The sequence below is a fragment of the Rhodanobacter caeni genome (assembly GCF_039523575.1).
Classification (GTDB): Bacteria; Pseudomonadota; Gammaproteobacteria; order Xanthomonadales; family Rhodanobacteraceae; genus Rhodanobacter; species Rhodanobacter caeni.
Genome location: NZ_BAAAFO010000003.1, coordinates 275,650 through 293,341, shown reverse-complemented (window position 1 = coordinate 293,341; position 17,692 = coordinate 275,650). Strand labels below are relative to the sequence as shown.

Annotated in this window: 15 protein-coding genes and 1 other RNA gene; all 16 read left to right on the top strand. The window is 68.7% G+C overall.

Translation table 11 applies throughout. The features are described 5' to 3' along the window. Window positions 1-39 precede the first annotated feature (39 nt). The 16 genes from rsmI to ftsZ all read left to right on the top strand — a co-directional run bounded on the left by rsmI (window position 40) and on the right by ftsZ (window position 17,397). A complete protein-coding gene (gene rsmI / locus ABD017_RS09890) occupies window positions 40-867 on the top strand; it encodes a 16S rRNA (cytidine(1402)-2'-O)-methyltransferase (protein ID WP_343882591.1) in 828 nt (275 codons plus the stop codon). A 157-nt stretch (window positions 868-1,024) separates the two neighbouring features. Further along, window positions 1,025-1,388: RNase P RNA component class A (gene rnpB, locus ABD017_RS09885), an RNA gene on the top strand. A gap of 308 nt (window positions 1,389-1,696) precedes the next feature. Then, the gene (mraZ, locus tag ABD017_RS09880) at window positions 1,697-2,143 is read left to right on the top strand and encodes a division/cell wall cluster transcriptional repressor MraZ (protein ID WP_343882590.1); all 447 of its coding nucleotides are present in this window, start codon (window positions 1,697-1,699) and stop codon (window positions 2,141-2,143) included. A 42-nt stretch (window positions 2,144-2,185) separates the two neighbouring features. Then, window positions 2,186-3,124 carry a 16S rRNA (cytosine(1402)-N(4))-methyltransferase RsmH gene (gene rsmH / locus ABD017_RS09875; RefSeq protein WP_343882589.1) on the top strand — a complete coding sequence of 313 codons (939 nt, stop codon included), beginning with the start codon at window positions 2,186-2,188 and terminating at the stop codon, window positions 3,122-3,124. Beyond that, window positions 3,121-3,390 carry a cell division protein FtsL gene (ftsL, locus tag ABD017_RS09870; RefSeq protein ID WP_343882588.1) on the top strand — a complete coding sequence of 90 codons (270 nt, stop codon included), beginning with the start codon at window positions 3,121-3,123 and terminating at the stop codon, window positions 3,388-3,390. The genes rsmH and ftsL overlap by 4 nt, the downstream gene beginning before the upstream one ends. Continuing rightward, window positions 3,390-5,201 carry a peptidoglycan D,D-transpeptidase FtsI family protein gene (locus ABD017_RS09865; RefSeq protein WP_343882587.1) on the top strand — a complete coding sequence of 604 codons (1,812 nt, stop codon included), beginning with the start codon at window positions 3,390-3,392 and terminating at the stop codon, window positions 5,199-5,201. The genes ftsL and ABD017_RS09865 overlap by 1 nt, the downstream gene beginning before the upstream one ends. After that, window positions 5,198-6,712, top strand: a complete 1,515-nt coding sequence (locus ABD017_RS09860; protein WP_343882586.1) for a UDP-N-acetylmuramoyl-L-alanyl-D-glutamate--2,6-diaminopimelate ligase — start codon at window positions 5,198-5,200, stop codon at window positions 6,710-6,712. Before ABD017_RS09865 ends, ABD017_RS09860 begins: the two co-directional genes overlap by 4 nt. Continuing rightward, on the top strand, window positions 6,709-8,088 hold the full coding sequence (locus tag ABD017_RS09855) for a UDP-N-acetylmuramoyl-tripeptide--D-alanyl-D-alanine ligase (protein ID WP_343882585.1): 1,380 nt from the start codon (window positions 6,709-6,711) through the stop codon (window positions 8,086-8,088). Before ABD017_RS09860 ends, ABD017_RS09855 begins: the two co-directional genes overlap by 4 nt. Then, window positions 8,078-9,178: a phospho-N-acetylmuramoyl-pentapeptide-transferase gene (gene mraY, locus ABD017_RS09850; protein ID WP_343882584.1), complete on the top strand. Its 1,101-nt coding sequence runs from the start codon at window positions 8,078-8,080 to the stop codon at window positions 9,176-9,178. The genes ABD017_RS09855 and mraY overlap by 11 nt, the downstream gene beginning before the upstream one ends. Before the next feature lie 120 nt (window positions 9,179-9,298). Beyond that, window positions 9,299-10,531: a putative lipid II flippase FtsW gene (ftsW, locus tag ABD017_RS09845; protein ID WP_343882583.1), complete on the top strand. Its 1,233-nt coding sequence runs from the start codon at window positions 9,299-9,301 to the stop codon at window positions 10,529-10,531. A gap of 86 nt (window positions 10,532-10,617) precedes the next feature. Then, window positions 10,618-11,679 (top strand): undecaprenyldiphospho-muramoylpentapeptide beta-N-acetylglucosaminyltransferase, encoded by a 1,062-nt coding sequence (murG, locus tag ABD017_RS09840; protein WP_425543730.1) that lies wholly within the window; start codon window positions 10,618-10,620, stop codon window positions 11,677-11,679. Beyond that, entirely contained in the window at window positions 11,676-13,115 is a 1,440-nt protein-coding gene (gene murC / locus ABD017_RS09835; RefSeq protein WP_343882582.1) for a UDP-N-acetylmuramate--L-alanine ligase, read from the top strand. The genes murG and murC overlap by 4 nt, the downstream gene beginning before the upstream one ends. After that, window positions 13,112-14,128, top strand: coding sequence for a D-alanine--D-alanine ligase (locus ABD017_RS09830; RefSeq protein WP_343882581.1), 1,017 nt, complete (start codon window positions 13,112-13,114; stop codon window positions 14,126-14,128). Before murC ends, ABD017_RS09830 begins: the two co-directional genes overlap by 4 nt. After that, window positions 14,125-14,874 (top strand): cell division protein FtsQ/DivIB, encoded by a 750-nt coding sequence (locus tag ABD017_RS09825; RefSeq protein WP_343882580.1) that lies wholly within the window; start codon window positions 14,125-14,127, stop codon window positions 14,872-14,874. Before ABD017_RS09830 ends, ABD017_RS09825 begins: the two co-directional genes overlap by 4 nt. Next, window positions 14,871-16,103 carry a cell division protein FtsA gene (gene ftsA / locus ABD017_RS09820; protein ID WP_343882579.1) on the top strand — a complete coding sequence of 411 codons (1,233 nt, stop codon included), beginning with the start codon at window positions 14,871-14,873 and terminating at the stop codon, window positions 16,101-16,103. The genes ABD017_RS09825 and ftsA overlap by 4 nt, the downstream gene beginning before the upstream one ends. Window positions 16,104-16,209: 106 nt before the next feature. After that, window positions 16,210-17,397 (top strand): cell division protein FtsZ, encoded by a 1,188-nt coding sequence (gene ftsZ, locus ABD017_RS09815; protein WP_343882578.1) that lies wholly within the window; start codon window positions 16,210-16,212, stop codon window positions 17,395-17,397. Window positions 17,398-17,692 lie beyond the last annotated feature (295 nt).

Sequence of the window (17,692 nt, the reverse complement as noted above, 5' to 3'; positions counted from 1 at the left end):
GATCGTATTGGCGCGACCCCACGGCGCAGGAGCTTCCCGATGACAGCAATTGAACCCGCATGCCTGTGGGTGGTGGCCACGCCGATCGGCAACCGCGACGATCTGTCCGCGCGTGCGGTCGACACCTTGCGCACGGTGGCGGTGATCGCCGCCGAGGACACCCGCCACAGCCGCCCGCTGCTGCTGCATCACAACGTGGACACGCCCCTGGTGGCGCTGCACGAGCACAACGAACGCGAGGTGGTCGACGCGATCGTGCGGCGGTTGCAGGGCGGCGAATCGGTCGCGGTGATTTCCGACGCGGGCACGCCGTTGATCAGCGACCCCGGTTTCCGGCTGGTGCGCGCGGCGCGGGCGGTCGGCATCCGCTGCGTTCCGGTGCCGGGCGCCTGCGCCGCCATCGCCGCGTTGTCGGTGGCGGGCCTGCCCAGCGACCGGTTCGTGTTCGAGGGCTTCCTGCCAGCGAAGGCCGCCGCGCGGCGCAGCCGTTTGCAGGAACTGGCGGGCGAGGCGCGCACGCTGATCTTCTACGAGTCGTCGCATCGCGTGGCCGAAAGCCTGGCCGACATGTGCGATGTGTTTGGTGCCGAGCGCGAGGCGGTATTGGCGCGGGAGCTGACCAAGATGTTCGAGACCGTGCTGGGCGAGCCGCTGGCGGACCTGGCCGCCCAGGTCGCCGCCGACCCCGACCAGCAGCGCGGCGAACACGTGATCCTGGTGGCCGGCCGTGGCGAAGAGGCCGATGCGAAGCTGGCCGAGGGCCGGCGCATCTTCGCGATCCTGCGCGAGGAATTGTCGCCGGCGAAGGCGGCGAAGCTGGCGGCGGCGATCAGCGGGGCGCCGCGGAAGTTGTTGTATGAAGGGTAGCCACCAGCGGTTGTAGGAGCGGCTTCAGCCGCGACGCTTTTGCGGTTTGCCTGTTGAGGATGCGCGGCTACCCTGCGCACCCTCTCCCGCCCTGCGGGCACCCTCTCCCCGAGGGGAGAGGGAAATGTTGTTGGCGCTTCGCGCTACACTTCTCCATGGAGTCGGCCGGACAGTCGCGTCGCGCGATAAGCGCATCGAGGAAAGTCCGGGCTCCGCAGGGCAGAGTGCCAGGTAACTCCTGGGCAGCGTGAGCTGACGGCCAGTGCAACAGAGAGCAGACCGCCGATGGCCCGCAAGGGCACAGGCAAGGGTGAAAGGGTGCGGCAAGAGCGCACCGCGTACGGGGCCAACGCCGTACGGCACGGTAAACCCCACTCGGAGCAAGACCAAATAGGGGAACGATAACGCGGCCCGCGTTGTTCCCGGGTAGGTTGCTGGAGCCAGGCGGCGACGCCTGGCCGAGAGGAATGACTGTCGCGTCGCAAGACGTACAGAACCCGGCTTACAGGCCGACTCCACCTCTTTTCGCCACCAGGCCACCGGCGCGCGGATTCGCGTGCCGGTGGCGTGTTGTGTGAACGCCGATTCAGTCCGGAGCGCGCTCCGGCCCCGCCGTGGCGCCAATCTCGTGGCGATCACGGTTGCGCCTCCTAATAAAACTTCCCAGCTTTCAACCACCTTGCAGTCTTATCTCGAAACTCCTGCACATACGGTCAGCTTTCCGCCTTTACTCGTTGATTCACAAGCGAAATTCCCTTGACAGTCTCATAGGGCGAGACTATCGTGGGTTCCTGTGTGAAATTGTGGGTTTTAGTGGAGTTCGGGCACCGTGTTCCAGGGCGAGACCGCCATCACCGTCGACGACAAGGGCCGCCTGGCCATTCCGACCGCGTATCGGGAACAGGTGGCGGGCGAGTGTGGCAACCGTCTGGTGATCACCTACAACCCGTTCGAGGAAGGCTGCCTGTGGCTGTTTCCGTACGCCGAGTGGGAACGCGTACGCGATGCGGTCAATGCGCTGCCCAACGTCCGCGCCCAGCACCGCATGTTGCAACGCAAGCTGGTGGGTGCGGCAGCGGTGGTGGAGCCGGATGGGGCCGGACGCATCCTGCTGCCAGCCAGCCAGCGCGCCACCACGGGCATCGAGAAGAAGGCGGTGTTGCTGGGCATGGGCGACAAATTCGAGTTGTGGAGCGAACAGGAGCACCTCAAGACAACCCGCCAGACGATCGGCGAGGACGACATCACAGACGAAATGGCCGAACTGCGCCTGTAAGCGGGCGCGGCAACACACGTGGGATGAGGGCGGGAGTGCGGCATGGCCGAGCAAGTTTTGCGGCACATCCCGGTGATGCTGGGCGAAGCGGTGGAGGGTCTGTCCGTGCGTTCTGACGGGCGTTATCTCGACGGAACCTTTGGACGCGGCGGTCACGCCCGCGCCGTGCTGTCGCGCCTGGGCCCCGACGGTCGCCTGCTGCTGATGGATCGCGACCCGCAGGCGATCGCCGCGGCGCAGGCCGAATTCGCCAGCGATCCGCGCGTCTGCATCCGCCACGCCAATTTTTCCAGCCTGGCGGAGTGGGACGAAACCGCCGCCGGGCTCGACGGCGTGCTGCTCGACCTTGGCGTCTCCTCGCCGCAGCTGGACGAGGCCGCGCGCGGTTTCAGCTTCATGGCCGACGCGCCGCTGGACATGCGCATGGACACCAGCCAGGGCGAGAGCGCGGCCGGTTTCCTGGCCAGCGCCAGCGAGCGCGAGATCGCCGACGTGTTGTGGAACTACGGCGAGGAGCGCCACAGCCGGCGCATCGCCCGCGCCATCGTGGCCGATCGCGACGCCACGCCGTTCACCCGCACCGGCCAGTTGGCCGCGTTGTGCGAACGCGTGGTGGGCCGGCGCGAGCCGGGCAAGCATCCGGCCACGCGCACGTTCCAGGCGCTGCGCATCCAGGTCAACGGCGAGCTCGATGCCTTGCACGACGGGCTCGATGCGGCGCTGTCGCGACTGAACCCCGGCGGCCGGTTGTCGGTGATCAGCTTTCATTCGCTGGAGGATCGCGCGGTCAAGCAGTTCATCCGCGACCAGTCCGGCCGCGTGCAGAACTCCCGCCGCGGCCCGCCGCTGCAGGCCGCGCCCGCACGCCTCAAGGCCGTGGGCAAGGCGCAATTCCCGTCGGACGAAGAGTTGGCGGCCAACCCGCGCTCGCGTTCGGCGGTGCTGCGCGTGGCCGAAAAGCTGGCGGAGGAACGCGCATGAAGGCGATCGGCGCCATCGCCACGCTGTTGCTGCTGGTCGCCGTGCTGGCCAGCGCGCTGGGCGTGGTGTGGACGCGTCACGAAAGCCGCGTGCTGTTCGTCAACCTCACCGCACTGCAAAACCAGCGCGACGAGCTGAACATCGAGTTCGGCAAACTGGAGCTGGAGCAGGCGACCAAGGCCGATCCCAGCCGCATCAATGCCGAGGCGCGACAGAAGCTCGGTATGGTCGATCCGCGTCCGCAAGACGTCAGGTTGCTGCGCTGATGGGCTGGCGCAAACACAACGCCGCACCGCAAGGCCGCCGCCACGCGGCCGGCCCCAGTGCGCGCAGGCGCATGCTGGTGGTGGTAGGGCTGCTCGGCCTCAGCGGGCTGGGCCTGGTGGCGCGCGCGTTCGACCTGCAGGTGGTGCGCAAGGCGTTCTACCAGCGCCAGGGCGATGCGCGCTTCCTGCGCGAGATGCCGATTCCGGTGTCGCGCGGCACCATTTTCGATCGCAACGGCGCGCCGCTGGCGGTGTCCACCCCGGTCACCTCGATCTGGGCCAATCCGCCGGAGGTGCTGGCCAACGAGGATCGCATCCCCGCGCTGGCGCGGGTGCTGGGGGTCGATGCCGACGAGCTGAAGAACAAGCTGGCGCAGCGCTCGGAGCGCGAATTCGTGTACCTGCGCCGGCAGATGGCGCCGGAAGCGGCGCAGGCCGTGCTCGATCTGGGCATTCCGGGCATCAACGGGCAGCGCGAGTTCAAGCGCTATTACCCGTCGGGCGAACTGACCGCGCACGTGCTGGGCTTCACCAACATCGACGATCACGGCCAGGAAGGGCTGGAGCTGGCCTATGACGACTGGCTGTCCGGCAAGCCCGGCGCCAAGCGCGTCATCCGCGACCGCATGGGTCACGTGGTGGAGGACGTGGAGCAGGTGCGCGCGCCCAAGCCGGGGCAGAACCTCACGCTGAGCATCGACCGGCGCATCCAGTTTCTCGCCTTCAACGAGCTGAAGAACGCGCTGGAGAAATTCGAGGCCGACTCCGGCTCGATGGTGGTGCTGGATGCACGCAACGGCGAAGTGCTGGCGATGGTCAACCTGCCGTCCTACAACCCCAACGCGGTCAACGACAGCAAGCCCGGCCAGCGTCGCAACCGCTCGATGACCGACCTGCTCGAACCCGGCTCGACGATCAAGCCGATCCTGATGGCGGCGGCGTTGTCCAGCGGCCAGTACACGCCGACCACGCCGATCATCGATACCACCGGCGGCCACTGGTATTTCCAGGGCCACGACATCCACGACACGCACAACTACGGCCTGCTGACGCCCACCGGCGTCATCACCAAGTCCAGCAACGTGGGCGCGGCGCGCATCGCCATGTCGCTCGACACCACGCTGATGTACGACACCTATCGCGGCTTCGGTTTCGGCAACAGCACCAACAGCGGCTTTCCGGGCGAAGCCTCCGGCCTGCTGCGCATCGGACGCGACTGGCGGCCGCTGGAAAAGGCCATCCTCGGTTACGGCTACGGTCTCAACGTGACCGTGCTGCAGCTGGCGAACGCCTACGCCACCATCGCCGATGGCGGCCTGATGCACACGCCCGCGTTCATCAAGGGCAGCGATGGCCCCACCAAGCAGATCATCTCGCCACAGGTGGCGCACCAGCTGGTGCGCATGATGGAAACGGTGACCGGGCCGGGCAGCACCGCGCCGCAGGCGCGCATCCCCAATTACAGCGTGGCGGGCAAGACCGGTACGGCGCACAAGGCCAACGCCGGCGGCTACTCCAAGAGCAATTACACCGCGGCGTTCGCCGGCATCGTGCCCGCGTCGAACCCGCGCCTGGTCGGTGTAGTGGTGGTCGACAACCCGCAGAAGCGCAGCTACTACGGCGGCATGGTGTCCGCGCCGGTGTTCGCCAAGGTGATGGAAGGCGCGTTGCGACTGCTGGACGTGCCGCCGGACAACGTGGGCCGCTGGTACGTCGGTGGTCCGCTGCAGGGCGCTGGCGGCCTGGCCGGCAGCAATCCGCCGGTCGAGGCGCCGATCGACGACGCCCCCATCGACGACGGTGCGCCATGAGCATGCATCGTCTGGACCACCTCTTGCTCGGTATCGGCGATGCGGCGCTGGCGCAGGCGGCCGGCGCGCGTGGCCTGTCGATCGCGGGGCTTGCCATCGATTCGCGGCAGGTCGCGCGGGGCGAGGCCTTCATTGCCTTGCGCGGCACGCAGACCCATGGCATCCGTTTCGCCCCTGCCGCCGCGCAGCGCGGCGCCTCGGTGGTGCTGGCCGAGGCGCCGATGCCGGACGACATCGCCGCGCCGTCGTCGCAGGCGGTCGGCGGCGTGCCGGTGGTGTGGATCGACCAGCTCGCTTCGCAGGTTGGCGAGATCGCTGCGCGCTTCTACGGCCGCGCCAGCGAGGCGATGCGCGTGGTTGGCATCACCGGCACCAACGGCAAGACCTCGTGCGTGCAGATGCTGGCGCAGGCGTTGAGCTTCCTCGGCCATCGCAGCGCCACCATCGGCACGCTGGGCGCCGGCGTGCACGGGCAATTGCACGAAGGCGCGCGCACCACGCCCGACGCGGTGGCCGTGCACCGCTTGCTGGCGGAATTCCGCGACGCGGGCGTGAGCCACGTGGCGATGGAGGTGTCCTCGCATGCGCTGGTGCAGCACCGCGTGGCCGCGGTGGATTTCGACGTGGCCGCCTTCACAAACCTCACCCGCGATCACCTGGATTACCACGGCGACATGGCGTCGTACGGCGCGGCCAAGGCCAGGCTGTTCGCGTGGCCCAGCCTGCGTGCGGCGGTGATCAATCTTGACGACGCGTTCGGTCCGGAGCTGCTGGCGCAGCTGGATGACGCCGTGCAGCCGCTGCGCACCAGCATGGCCGACAAGGCCGATGCCGATATCGGCGCCAGTGCCATCGTCACCTCCTCCAGCGGACTGGGCTTCGTGCTGCGCACGCCGTGGGGCACCGCGCCGGTGAAGAGCTCCTTGCTGGGGCGCTTCAACGTGGCGAACCTGCTCACGGTGGCCGGCTGCCTCGGTGCGCTGGGCGAGCCGTTCGAGCGCATCGTCGCCGCACTCGAAAGCCTGCAGCCGGTGCCCGGCCGCATGAGCCGCCTTGGCGGGCAGGGCGACCTGCCGCTGGTGGTGGTGGACTATTCGCACACGCCCGATGCGCTGGAGCAGGCGCTGACCGCGTTGCGCGCGCACTGCGCCGGCCGCCTGGTCTGCGTGTTCGGTTGCGGCGGCGAGCGCGATGCCGGCAAGCGCCCATTGATGGGCGGCATCGCGGCACGGCTGGCCGACCAGGCCATCGTCACCGACGACAATCCGCGCGGCGAGAACGGCGATGCCATCGTGGCGCAGATCGTGGCCGGCATGCCCGCGGGCACCGTGGTCGAACGCGACCGTGCCGCAGCCATTGCCCTCGCGTTGCGCGACGCCCATGCCGGCGACGTGGTGCTGATTGCCGGCAAGGGCCACGAGCCCTACCAGGAAGACGCCAGCGGCAAGCATCCCTTCGACGACATGGCTGTGGCGCAGGCGGCGCTGGCACGCCGGGAGCCGCGCGCATGATGTCCGCAAGCACCATCGCCCTGTGGACCCACGGCCGCCTGCTTGGCGCCGACGCCAAGGTCACCGGCGTGGTCATCGATACGCGCCAGGTCAAACCCGGCGACCTGTTCGTGGCGATCAAGGGCGATCGCGTCGATGGCCACGACTACCTGGCCGACGCGGCCGCCCGCGGCGCCGTCGCGGCCATGGTGACGCGCAAGCTGGAGCACGAGCTGCCGCAGATCGTGGTGCAGGACAGCGCGCTGGCGCTGGGCGACCTGGCCAGCGCCGTGCGGGCGCAGCGCGATGTGCGCGTGGTCGGCATCACCGGCTCCAACGGCAAGACCACGGTCAAGACACTCGCCGCCTCGATCCTGTCGCGGCACGGCCGCACCCATGTCAGCGCGGGCAACTACAACAACGAGCTGGGGTTGCCGCTGAGCCTGCTGGCGATGCCGCTCGATACCGAGTTCGCGGTGCTGGAAATGGGCGCCGGCAAGCCGGGCGACATCGCCTACCTGGCCGCCATCGCGCGGCCCGACGTGGGCGTGGTCAACCTGATCGCGCCCGCGCACCTGGAGCGGATGGGCAGCATCGAGGGCGTGGCTGAAACCAAGGGTGCGCTGTACCAGGCACTGCCCGCCGACGGCGTGGCCATCGTCAATGCCGACGATGCCTTCGCCAGCTTTTTCGACGGACTGGCCAGTGGCCGCAAGCTGCTGCATTTCGGGCTGGACCATGCGGCCGACGTCAGCGCCCGCGTGCTGGAACAGCGGGCGGACGGATCGCGCTTCGTGCTGCGGACGCCGCTGGGCGAGGCGGAGGTCTCGTTGCCGCTGCCCGGTCGCCACAACGTCGCCAATGCGCTGGCCGCCAGTGCCATCGCGCTGGCGCTGGACGTGCCGCTGGCCACCATCGTGGCGGGGCTGCAATCGGCCGAGGGCGTACCCGGCCGGCTTCGTCGCGAGGTGACGGCCGCTGGCTGGACGGTGATCGATGACAGCTACAACGCCAACCCCAGCTCGATGATGGCGGCGATCGACACACTGCTGCTGGCCAGCGGCGAGCGCTGGCTGGTGCTGGGCGACATGGCCGAACTGGGCGCCGATGCGCGCGCCTTGCACGCCTCGGTGGGACAACGCGCCCGCGAGCGCGGCGTGGAACGGCTGTTCGCGGTGGGCCCGCTGGGCGCGGCCACGGTCGAGGCTTTCGGCGACGGCGGGACGCATTTCGCCGACAAGCCTGCCCTGATCGCGGCGCTGCGCGCGCAACTGCATGCGGGCGTGACCTGCCTGGTGAAAGGTTCGCGCTCGGCCGGCATGGAACAGGTGGCGGCGGCGCTGGGGCAACCCGTGGGTGCCGGCCAGGCGAAGGGGGGCGCGTCCGATGCTGTTTGAACTGGCCGAATGGATGTCGCGCCATTTCGTGGCGCCGCATCTTTTCCAGTACATCACCTTCCGCGCGATCATGGCCGCGCTCACCGCGCTGGCGGTGTCGCTGCTGCTGGGCCCGGCGCTGATCCGCAAGCTGAGCGCGCTGAAGGCCGGTCAGGTGGTGCGCAGCGACGGCCCGCAGACGCACTTGGTCAAGGCCGGCACGCCGACCATGGGCGGCGTGATGATCCTGCTGTCGGTGGGCATTGCCACGCTGCTGTGGGCCGACCTGCACAACCGCTACGTGTGGGTGGTGCTGGCGGTGATGCTGACCTTTGGCGTGATCGGCTTCTACGACGACTACCGCAAGCTGGTGCTGAAGGACAGCCGTGGGCTGGCCAGCCGCTGGAAGTATTTCTGGCAGTCGGTGTTCGGCCTCGGCGCCGCGCTGTTCCTCTACTACACCGCGCCGCACGCCACCGGCGCGCTGCCGGTGGCGGAGACGGCGTTGTACGTGCCGCTGTTCAAGCACGTGGTCGTGCCGATGGGGCTGTTCTTCGTGGTGGTGGCGTATTTCATGATGGTGGGCTTTTCCAACGCGGTGAACCTCACCGACGGTCTGGATGGCCTGGCCGTGATGCCGACCGTGCTGGTCTCCGGTGCGCTGGGCGTGTTCGCCTACCTGGCCGGCAACAAGGTGTTTTCCGAATATCTGGGCATTCCCTCCATCCCCGGCGCGGGCGAGCTGGCGATCTTCACCGGCGCGCTGTCGGGCGCCGGACTGGGCTTCCTGTGGTTCAACACGTACCCGGCGCAGGTGTTCATGGGCGACGTGGGCGCGCTGGCGATGGGTGCGGCGCTGGGTTGCGTGGCGGTGATCGTGCGCCAGGAAGTCGTGCTGCTGGTGATGGGCGGCGTGTTCGTGATGGAAACGGTGTCGGTGATGCTGCAGGTGGCCAGCTTCAAGCTCACCGGCAGGCGCATCTTCCGCATGGCGCCGATCCATCACCACTTCGAACTCAAGGGCTGGCCGGAACCCCGGGTGATCGTGCGTTTCTGGATCATCTCGGTGGTGCTGGTGCTGGTGGGCCTTGCCACGTTGAAGGTGCGTTGAGCATGGACGGGATTCGGCATTCGGGATTTGGGATTCGGAAAAGCGCGCGCACCGCGCTGTCGCGCGCTTGCGTCCGCGAATCCCGAATCCCCAATCCCCAATCCCGCGCCGGAGGCGCCCATGTTTGACGTCTCCCAGGCAAAACGGCGGCACGGCCCGCGCGGCAGCTTTGATCTGCCGTTGCTGGTGGCGCTGGTCGCGCTGGCCGGCATCGGTGTGGTGATGGTGGCATCCAGCTCGATTTCGGTGGCCGACAGCCAGCACCTGGGCGCGTTCTATTACCTGAAGCGGCATCTGGTGTTTCTAAGCCTCGGGCTGCTGGCGGCGGGCGTGGCCATGCGCACGGAGATGAAGCTGCTGGAGAAGTTCGCGTTTCCGCTGCTGGCGTTGGCGTTCGTGCTGCTGGTGGCGGTGTTCGTGCCGCACCTGGGCATGCGCATCAATGGCGCGCGGCGCTGGCTGAACCTGCTGGTGACCAGTTTCCAGCCGGTGGAGGCGGTGAAGCTGATCCTGGTGGTGTACATCGGCAGCTATCTGGTGCGTCATCGCGAGAATGTGGAAACGCGCTTTCTGGGCCTGTTCAAGCCGGTGATGGTGGCGGGGCTGATCGTGCTGCTGCTGCTGGCGCAACCGGATTTCGGCTCGGCCACGCTGGTGATCGCGGTGACCATCGCGATGGTGTGGCTGGGTGGCGCGCGGCCGATCTTCCTGTTCCTGATGGGGCTGCCGCTGATGCCGTTGCTGTACGTCGCGGCCACCGGCGAGAGCTACCGCATGAAGCGGCTGACCTCGTTCATGGACCCGTGGAAGGACCCGTTCAACGACGGCTTCCAGCTCACCCAGTCGCTGATGGCGATCGGTCGCGGCGAGTGGACCGGCGTGGGGCTGGGCTCGAGCGTGCTGAAGCTGTCGTACCTGCCCGAGGCGCATACCGATTTCATCTTCGCGGTGATCGGCGAGGAGCTGGGCCTGGCCGGCGTGGTGATGGTGATCGGCCTGTTTGCGCTGGCGGTGGGACGCGGACTCCACCTGGGCCTCAAGGGCGTGGAAGTGGGCCAGCGTTTTTCCGGCTACGTGGCGTTCGGCACCTCGCTGATGCTGGCGATGCAGGCGATCGTGTCGGTGGGCGTGAACCTCGGCGCGTTGCCCACCAAGGGGCTCACCTTGCCGCTGATCAGCTACGGCGGCTCCTCGATGGTGCTGACCTGCGCCATGGCCGGCGTGCTGCTGCGCGCCACCTTCGAGATCAACCGCGCGCTGGACGCCCGCTACATGGCCACCCGGATGCCGGCGGCGGTAACCGCTGTCGATGCGAATGCCGCGGCACTGCCGCGCGAGCAGGTGGCGGCATGACTATCAACGGGAATCGGGAGTCGGGAATCGGGAATCGCCAAGCCGCGGCGCGTGCGGCCTTTGCCGACTCGCGGCCCGTGCTGATCATGGCCGGCGGCACCGGCGGCCACATTTTCCCGGGCCTGGCGGTGGCCGAGACGCTGCGTGGTCAGGGTGTGCCGGTGATGTGGCTGGGGGCGGTCGGCGGCATGGAAACCCGGGTGGTTCCGGCGCACCACATTCCCCTGCACACGGTGGCGGTACGCGGGTTGCGCGGCAAGGGCTGGAAGGCCCGCCTGCTGGCGCCGGCGATGTTGCTGCGGGCCTTGCTCGACGCGCTGGCGCTGTTGCGGAAAATCCAGCCGCGCAGCGTGTTGTCGATGGGCGGTTACGTGGCCGGGCCCGGTGGGCTGGCGGCGTGGCTGTTGCGGCGGCCGCTGCTGGTGCACGAGCAGAACCGCGTGGCCGGTTTCACCAACCGCAAACTGGCCAGCATGGCTCGCCGCGTGCTGACCGGTTTCGACGGCGCGCTGCCGCAGGGCGAATGGGTGGGCAACCCGGTGCGCCAGGTGATCGCCCAGCTGCCGCCACCCTCGTCGCGCATGGCGCAGCGGCACGAGGCGCCGCGCCTGCTGGTGTTGGGCGGCAGCCTGGGTGCACGCGCCTTGAACCTGGCGGTGCCACGCGCCCTGGCCATGCTCGATGCGTCACAGCGGCCGCAGGTGCTGCATCAATGCGGCGCGCGCGGCCTCGACGAGACCCACGCCGCCTATGACCAAGCCGGTGTCCGGGCGCAGGTGGTGCCGTTCATCGATGACATGGCCGCCAGTTATGCCTGTGCCGATCTGGCGGTTTGCCGCGCCGGCGCGCTGACCCTGGCCGAGCTGTCGGCGGCCGGGCTGGGCGCGGTGCTGGTGCCGTTTCCGCATGCGGTGGACGACCACCAGACCCGCAATGCCGACGTACTGGTGCAGGCCGGCGCGGCCGTCCTGCTGCCGGAATCCAATCTGAAAGGGAACAGCTTGAACGTAGAACTTCTGGCGCAGCAGCTCGCTGCGCTGCTTGGCGATCGTGACCGCCTGCTGGCCATGGCCGAGTCCGCCCGCACGCTGGCCAAGCCCGATGCGGCGGCCGCCATCGCCCGCGCCTGTCTGGAGGTGGCGGCATGAACCCGCGCCGGCTTTCCGCCCAGGAAGATCTGATGAGCACGTTTCGTCGCGTGCATTTCATCGGCATCGGTGGCGTGGGCATGAGCGGCATCGCCGAGGTGCTGCACAACCTGGGCTATGCCGTCTCCGGCTCCGACCGCCACGCGTCGCCCACCGTGCTGCGGCTGCAGAGCCTGGGCATCACGGTGCACGTCGGCCATGCGGCAAGCAACCTGGGCGATGCCGACGTGGTGGTCACCTCCAGCGCGATCCCGCACGACAACCCCGAGTTGCTGGCCGCCCGCGAGGCGCGCATCCCGCTGGTGCCGCGGGCGGAAATGCTGGGCGAGCTGATGCGCTTCCGTCGCGGCGTCGCCATTGCCGGCACCCACGGCAAGACCACCACCACCAGCCTCACCGCCAGCGTGCTGGCCGAGGCCGGCTACGACCCCACCTTCGTGATCGGCGGCCAGCTCAACGCCGCCGGCGCCAACGCGCGGCTGGGCACGGGCCAGTACCTGGTGGCCGAGGCGGACGAATCCGATGGCTCCTTCCTGCTGCTGTCGCCGATCATCGCGGCGGTCACCAACATCGACGCCGATCACCTGGAGAACTACGGCGGCGACTTCGCCCAGGTGAAGAAGGCCTTCGCCGATTTCCTGCACCGGCTGCCGTTCTACGGCTTGGCCGTGTTGTGCGTGGACGACGCCGAGGTGCGCGAGCTGGCCGGCCGCACCACGCGCCGCGTGATGACCTACGGCATCGCGTCGCAGGACGCCGACGTGCGCGCCAGCGCGTTGCGGCAGAGCGGCTTCGAGATGCACTTCAACCTGCACCTGCCGGGCCGCGACGAGCCGCTGCCGGTGATGCTGAACCTGCCCGGGCGCCACAACGTGCTGAACGCGCTGGCGGCGGCGGCGATCGGCTGGCAGCTGGGTGTCGAGGCGGAAGCGATCGCGCACGCGTTGGGCCAATTCCAGGGCGTGGGCCGACGCTTCCATCGGCGCGGCGAGATCGCGCTTGACCAGGGTTCGGTCCTGCTGGTGGACGACTACGGCCATCATCCCAGCGAGCTGGCGGCGGTGTTCGCCGCGGTGCGCGGTGGTTGGCCCGATCGGCGCTTGGTGGTGGCTTTCCAGCCGCACCGCTACAGCCGCACCCGCGACCTGCTGGACGATTTCGCCAACGTGCTGGCCGAGGTCGACGTGCTGGTGCTGACCGATGTCTACGCCGCCGGCGAAGCGCCGATCGCGGGCGCGGATGGCCGCGCGCTGGCGCGTGCCGTGCGCGCGCGCGGCAAGGTCGATCCGGTGCTGGTCGACCACCCGCGCGAGTTCGGCGACACCTTGCCGGCGCTGCTGCGCGACGGCGACCTGCTGCTGCTGATGGGCGCCGGCGACATCGGCGCCGTGGCGGTCGAGCTGGGGCGGTCCGGTCAGTTGAGGACACGCCAATGAGCGCCACGCAACGCCACCGCATCGAGCATCCCGCCGACTTCGGCCGCGTGGCCGTGGTGATGGGCGGCAGCTCCACCGAGCGCAGCGTGTCGCTGGATTCGGGCCGCAATGTGCTGGCCGCCTTGCAGGCGCGCGGTGTCGATGCGCACGCCGTCGACGGCATTCCCGCCTTGCTGGACGCGCTGCGCGCCGGCCGCTTTGCGCGCGTGTTCAATATCCTGCACGGCCAGCACGGCGGTGGCGAGGATGGCGTGCTGCAGGGCGCGCTGGAGGCCATTGGCGTGCCATACACCGGGTCGGGCGTGCTCGGTTCCGCCTTGTCGATGGACAAGACACGCTCCAAGCGGGTGTGGCAGTCGCTGGGCCTGCCCACGCCGGCGTTCATGCCCTTGCCGCGCGGCGCCGATGTGCAGGCTGCGGCGCGGACGATCGGTTTTCCGCTGATCGTGAAGCCCGCCTGCGAAGGCTCCAGCGTGGGCGTGAGCCGCGTGTTCGATGCCGCGCAACTGGACCAGGCGGTGGCGCTGGCGGCGCAGTATCCCGGCGACCTGCTGATGGAAACGCTGATCGAAGGCGACGAGCTCACCGTCAGCATCCTGGGCCGCGACGTTCTGCCCAGCATCCACATCGTGCCGAAGGCGCAGTTCTACGATTTCAACGCCAAGTACGTGGCCGAAGACACCCAGTACCTGTGCCCGGGTCTGGAAGGCGAGGCCGAGGCCGCGCTGCGTGCGCTGGCGTTGCAGGCTTTCGATGCGCTGGGCTGCAGCGGCTGGGGCCGGGTCGACGTGATGCGCGACCGCCAGGGCCGCAACTGGCTGCTGGAAGTGAACACCGCCCCGGGCATGACCTCCCATTCGCTGGTACCCAAGGCCGCCGCGGCCGCCGGCATCGATTACGAGGAACTGTGCTGGCGGGTGCTGGAAACGAGCTTCGGAGCACCGGTCGCCGGCTCCTCCGAATCCCCAATCCCCAATCCCGAATCCCGCGACTCCAACGGAGGCGCCCAGTGAAAAGCTCCGTCCGCCTGATCGCCTGGTGCCTGGCCATCGCCCTGGTGGCGTTGCCCATCGTGGGCGTGCTGCGCGGCTGGTTCGCGGCCGCGCGGTGGCCGGTGAACCATCTGACCGTGCAGGCGGAGTTCAAGCACGTGACGCCGGCCGAAGTGCGCGCGGCGGTGCTGCCCGGCATCGGTCGCGGGTTCTTCGCGCTGGATCTGGACAGCGTGCAGAAGGCCGTCGCCGCGCTGCCGTGGGTGGAGTCGGTGGAAGCGCGCAAGCGCTGGCCCGACACCCTGGCGCTGCGCATCTACGAGCGCCAGCCGTTCGCCCGCTGGAACGACAAGCGGCTGATCAGCCGCCAGGGCCTGGTGTTCGATGCGCCAGGTGCCGGCGACATGGTCGCGCTGCCGCACCTGCAGGGCCCGGATGATCGCCTGGCCGAGGTGGTCAGCTTCTATGCCCAGACCCGGAAAGCCTTTGCCGGCAGCGGTCTGCGCATCAACGGCGTGGCCCTGAGCGAGCGCGGCAGCTGGAGCATCAGCACCGCCGCCGGCGCGCGCATCGTGATCGGCGACCGCGATCAGGCCGGCCGGCGGCTGCGCCGCTTCCTCGATGTCTATCCGCAGCTGATGGCCGGCCATGCCGAGCCGTTTGCCTACGCCGATCTTCGCTACACCAACGGATTCGCAGTGCGCTGGCCGCAAGCGGCCCCCGCCAACGCTGGAGGTTCGCCCCCCACCATGAACATTTCCTCATGAAACCACGCAACGACAAGCAGCTCGTCGTCGGGCTCGACATCGGCACCTCGAAGGTGGTGGCGATCGTCGGCGAATACGAGATCGGCGAGCCGATCACGGTGATCGGCATCGGCACCCATGTGTCGCGCGGCATGAAGCGCGGCTCGGTGGTCGATATCGAATCGACCGTGCACTCGATCCAGCGCGCGGTGGAGGAGGCCGAGCTGATGGCCGGCTGCGACATCCGCTCGGTCTACGCTTCCATTTCCGGCAGCCACCTGGAAACCCGCAACTCGCACGGCAATGCGGCCATCCGCGACCGCGAGGTGACCGTGGGCGACCTGGAGCAGGTGCTGGAAGCGGCCAGCGCGGTGGCGATCCCGGCCGACCGCAAGGTGCTCTACAAGGAGTCGCAGGAATACCGCATCGACGGCCAGGACGGCATCCGCGCGCCGGTGGGCATGAGCGGCGTGCGCCTGGAAGCCAATGTGCATCTGGTCACCGGCGCGGCGGCGGCGGTGCAGAACATCACCAAGTGCATCCAGCGTTGCGGCCTGTCGGTGGATGAGCTGGTGCCCTCGGCGCTGGCCAGCGCCAAATCCGTGCTGACCGACGATGAGCGCGAGCTGGGCGTGTGCCTGGTCGACATCGGCGCCGGCACTACCGACATCGCCATCTACACCCACGGTTCGATCCGCTTCACCGCCTCGCTGCCGGTGGGCGGCGACAACGTCACCGGCGACATCGCCCAGGGCGTGCACACGCCCACCGCGCATGCCGAGGAAATCAAGATCAAGTACGCCTGCGCGCTGGCCGGTCTGGCCCACGCCGACGAAACCATCCAGGTGCCCAGCGTGGGCGACCGCCCGCCGCGGCGGCTGGCGCGGCAATCGCTGGCGCAGAGCGTGCAGGCCCGCTACGAGGAAATCTTCGAGATGGTGCAGGACCAGCTGCGCCGCTCCGGCTACGAGAACCTGGTGGCCGCGGGTGTGGTGCTGACCGGCGGCGCCTCCAAGATGGAAGGTGCGCTGGAGCTGGCCGAGGAGATCTTCCACATGATGGTGCGCATCGGCGTGCCGCAGGAGATCAATGGCTTGGGCGAAGTCGTCTCCAGCCCGCTGCACGCCACCGGCGTGGGCCTGCTGCTGCACGGCTCGCGCGCCGGCGGCACCCGCGTCAGCCACCCCATCGGCGGCAGCGTGGGCGGGCTGGTCGGCAAGTGGCGCAACTGGTTCACCAGGAATTTCTGAGGGGGCGCGGGATGCGCCACCGCGGGTGACGGATTCACCCACCACCGCGGGACGGCAGGAGCCGTATCCGCGGTTACAACGACAACAACTCTACGGAGAACGGGAAATGTTTGAACTGATCGAAAAACTCGCACCCAACGCCGTCATCAAGGTGATCGGGGTGGGCGGTGGCGGCGGCAATGCCGTGGCGCACATGCTCAACTCGCACATCGAGGGCGTGGAATTCATCGTCGCCAACACCGACGCCCAGGCCATGACCAACTGTGGCTCGCGCACCCACCTGCAACTGGGCGGCAACGTCACCAAGGGCCTCGGCGCCGGCGCCAACCCGGAGGTGGGCCGGCAGGCCGCGCTGGAGGATCGCGAACGCATCGAGGCGATGCTGGAAGGCGCCGACATGGTGTTCATCACCGCCGGCATGGGCGGCGGCACCGGTACCGGCGCCGCGCCGGTGGTGGCGCAGTTGGCCAAGGAAAAGGGCATCCTCACCGTGGCGGTGGTGACCAAGCCGTTCCCGTTCGAGGGCCGTCGCCGCATGCAGGTGGCGCTGAAGGGCATCGAGGATCTGCAGCAGCACGTGGATTCGCTGATCACCGTCCCCAACGAGAAGCTGCTCAGCGTGCTGGGCCGCGAAGTCACCCTGCTGAACGCGTTCAAGGCGGCCAACGACGTGCTGCAGGGCGCCGTGCAGGGCATCGCCGACCTGATCACCGCCCCGGGCCTGATCAACGTCGACTTCGCCGACGTGCGCACCGTGATGTCGGAAATGGGCCTGGCGATGATGGGCACCGGCACCGCATGCGGCGACGACCGCGCCCAGGCGGCCGCCGAGGCGGCGATCAAGAACCCGCTGCTGGAAGACGTCAACCTCAACGGCGCATGCGGCATCCTGGTCAACGTGACGGCCGGCCCCAACCTCACCATGCGCGAATTCGACGAAATCGGTCGGGTCATCCACGACTTCGCCAGCGAAGATGCCACAGTGGTGATCGGTACCTCGCTGGACCCGGAGATGAAGGACGATGTGCGCGTCACCGTGGTCGCCACCGGACTCAACCGTGCTGCCGCCTCGCGCCAGCCGATCCGTGCGGTAGAGACCCAGCAGCAGGTGCAGATGCGCCCGCGCCCGGTGGTGCTGCGTACCGGCACCGGCAACGAAGTGGTCGACTACGCCCAGCCCGAAGCGACAACCGGCCATGGCCGCACGGAAGCGGGCGCCGCGCCGGCGCGCAATGCCGAACCGAATATCGACTATCTCGACATTCCCGCCTTCCTGCGCCGCCAGGCCGACTGAGGTAACGCATAGACTGAACAAACCTACGCACCGCTTGTCCATCTCTGCATCGCCTGGCGCCGGCTGCTCACCGGCGCTGCCGCGTTGCGTCGTTGTTCGTTGCCGCGCTGGCATGACTGTCGTGCGGCGAAGGTCGGCGTGGGTTCACCGGTGACAGACGTGATGTCGCGTTCAATCAACGACATACGTCTTTACATGGCACTCCGCTCCAGCGGCGCGCCCCGATGGATGGCTTCACCGCCACTGCGCTCGACCCGGCTTCGCGGACTACCTTCCGCAGGGATGAAGGAATCAT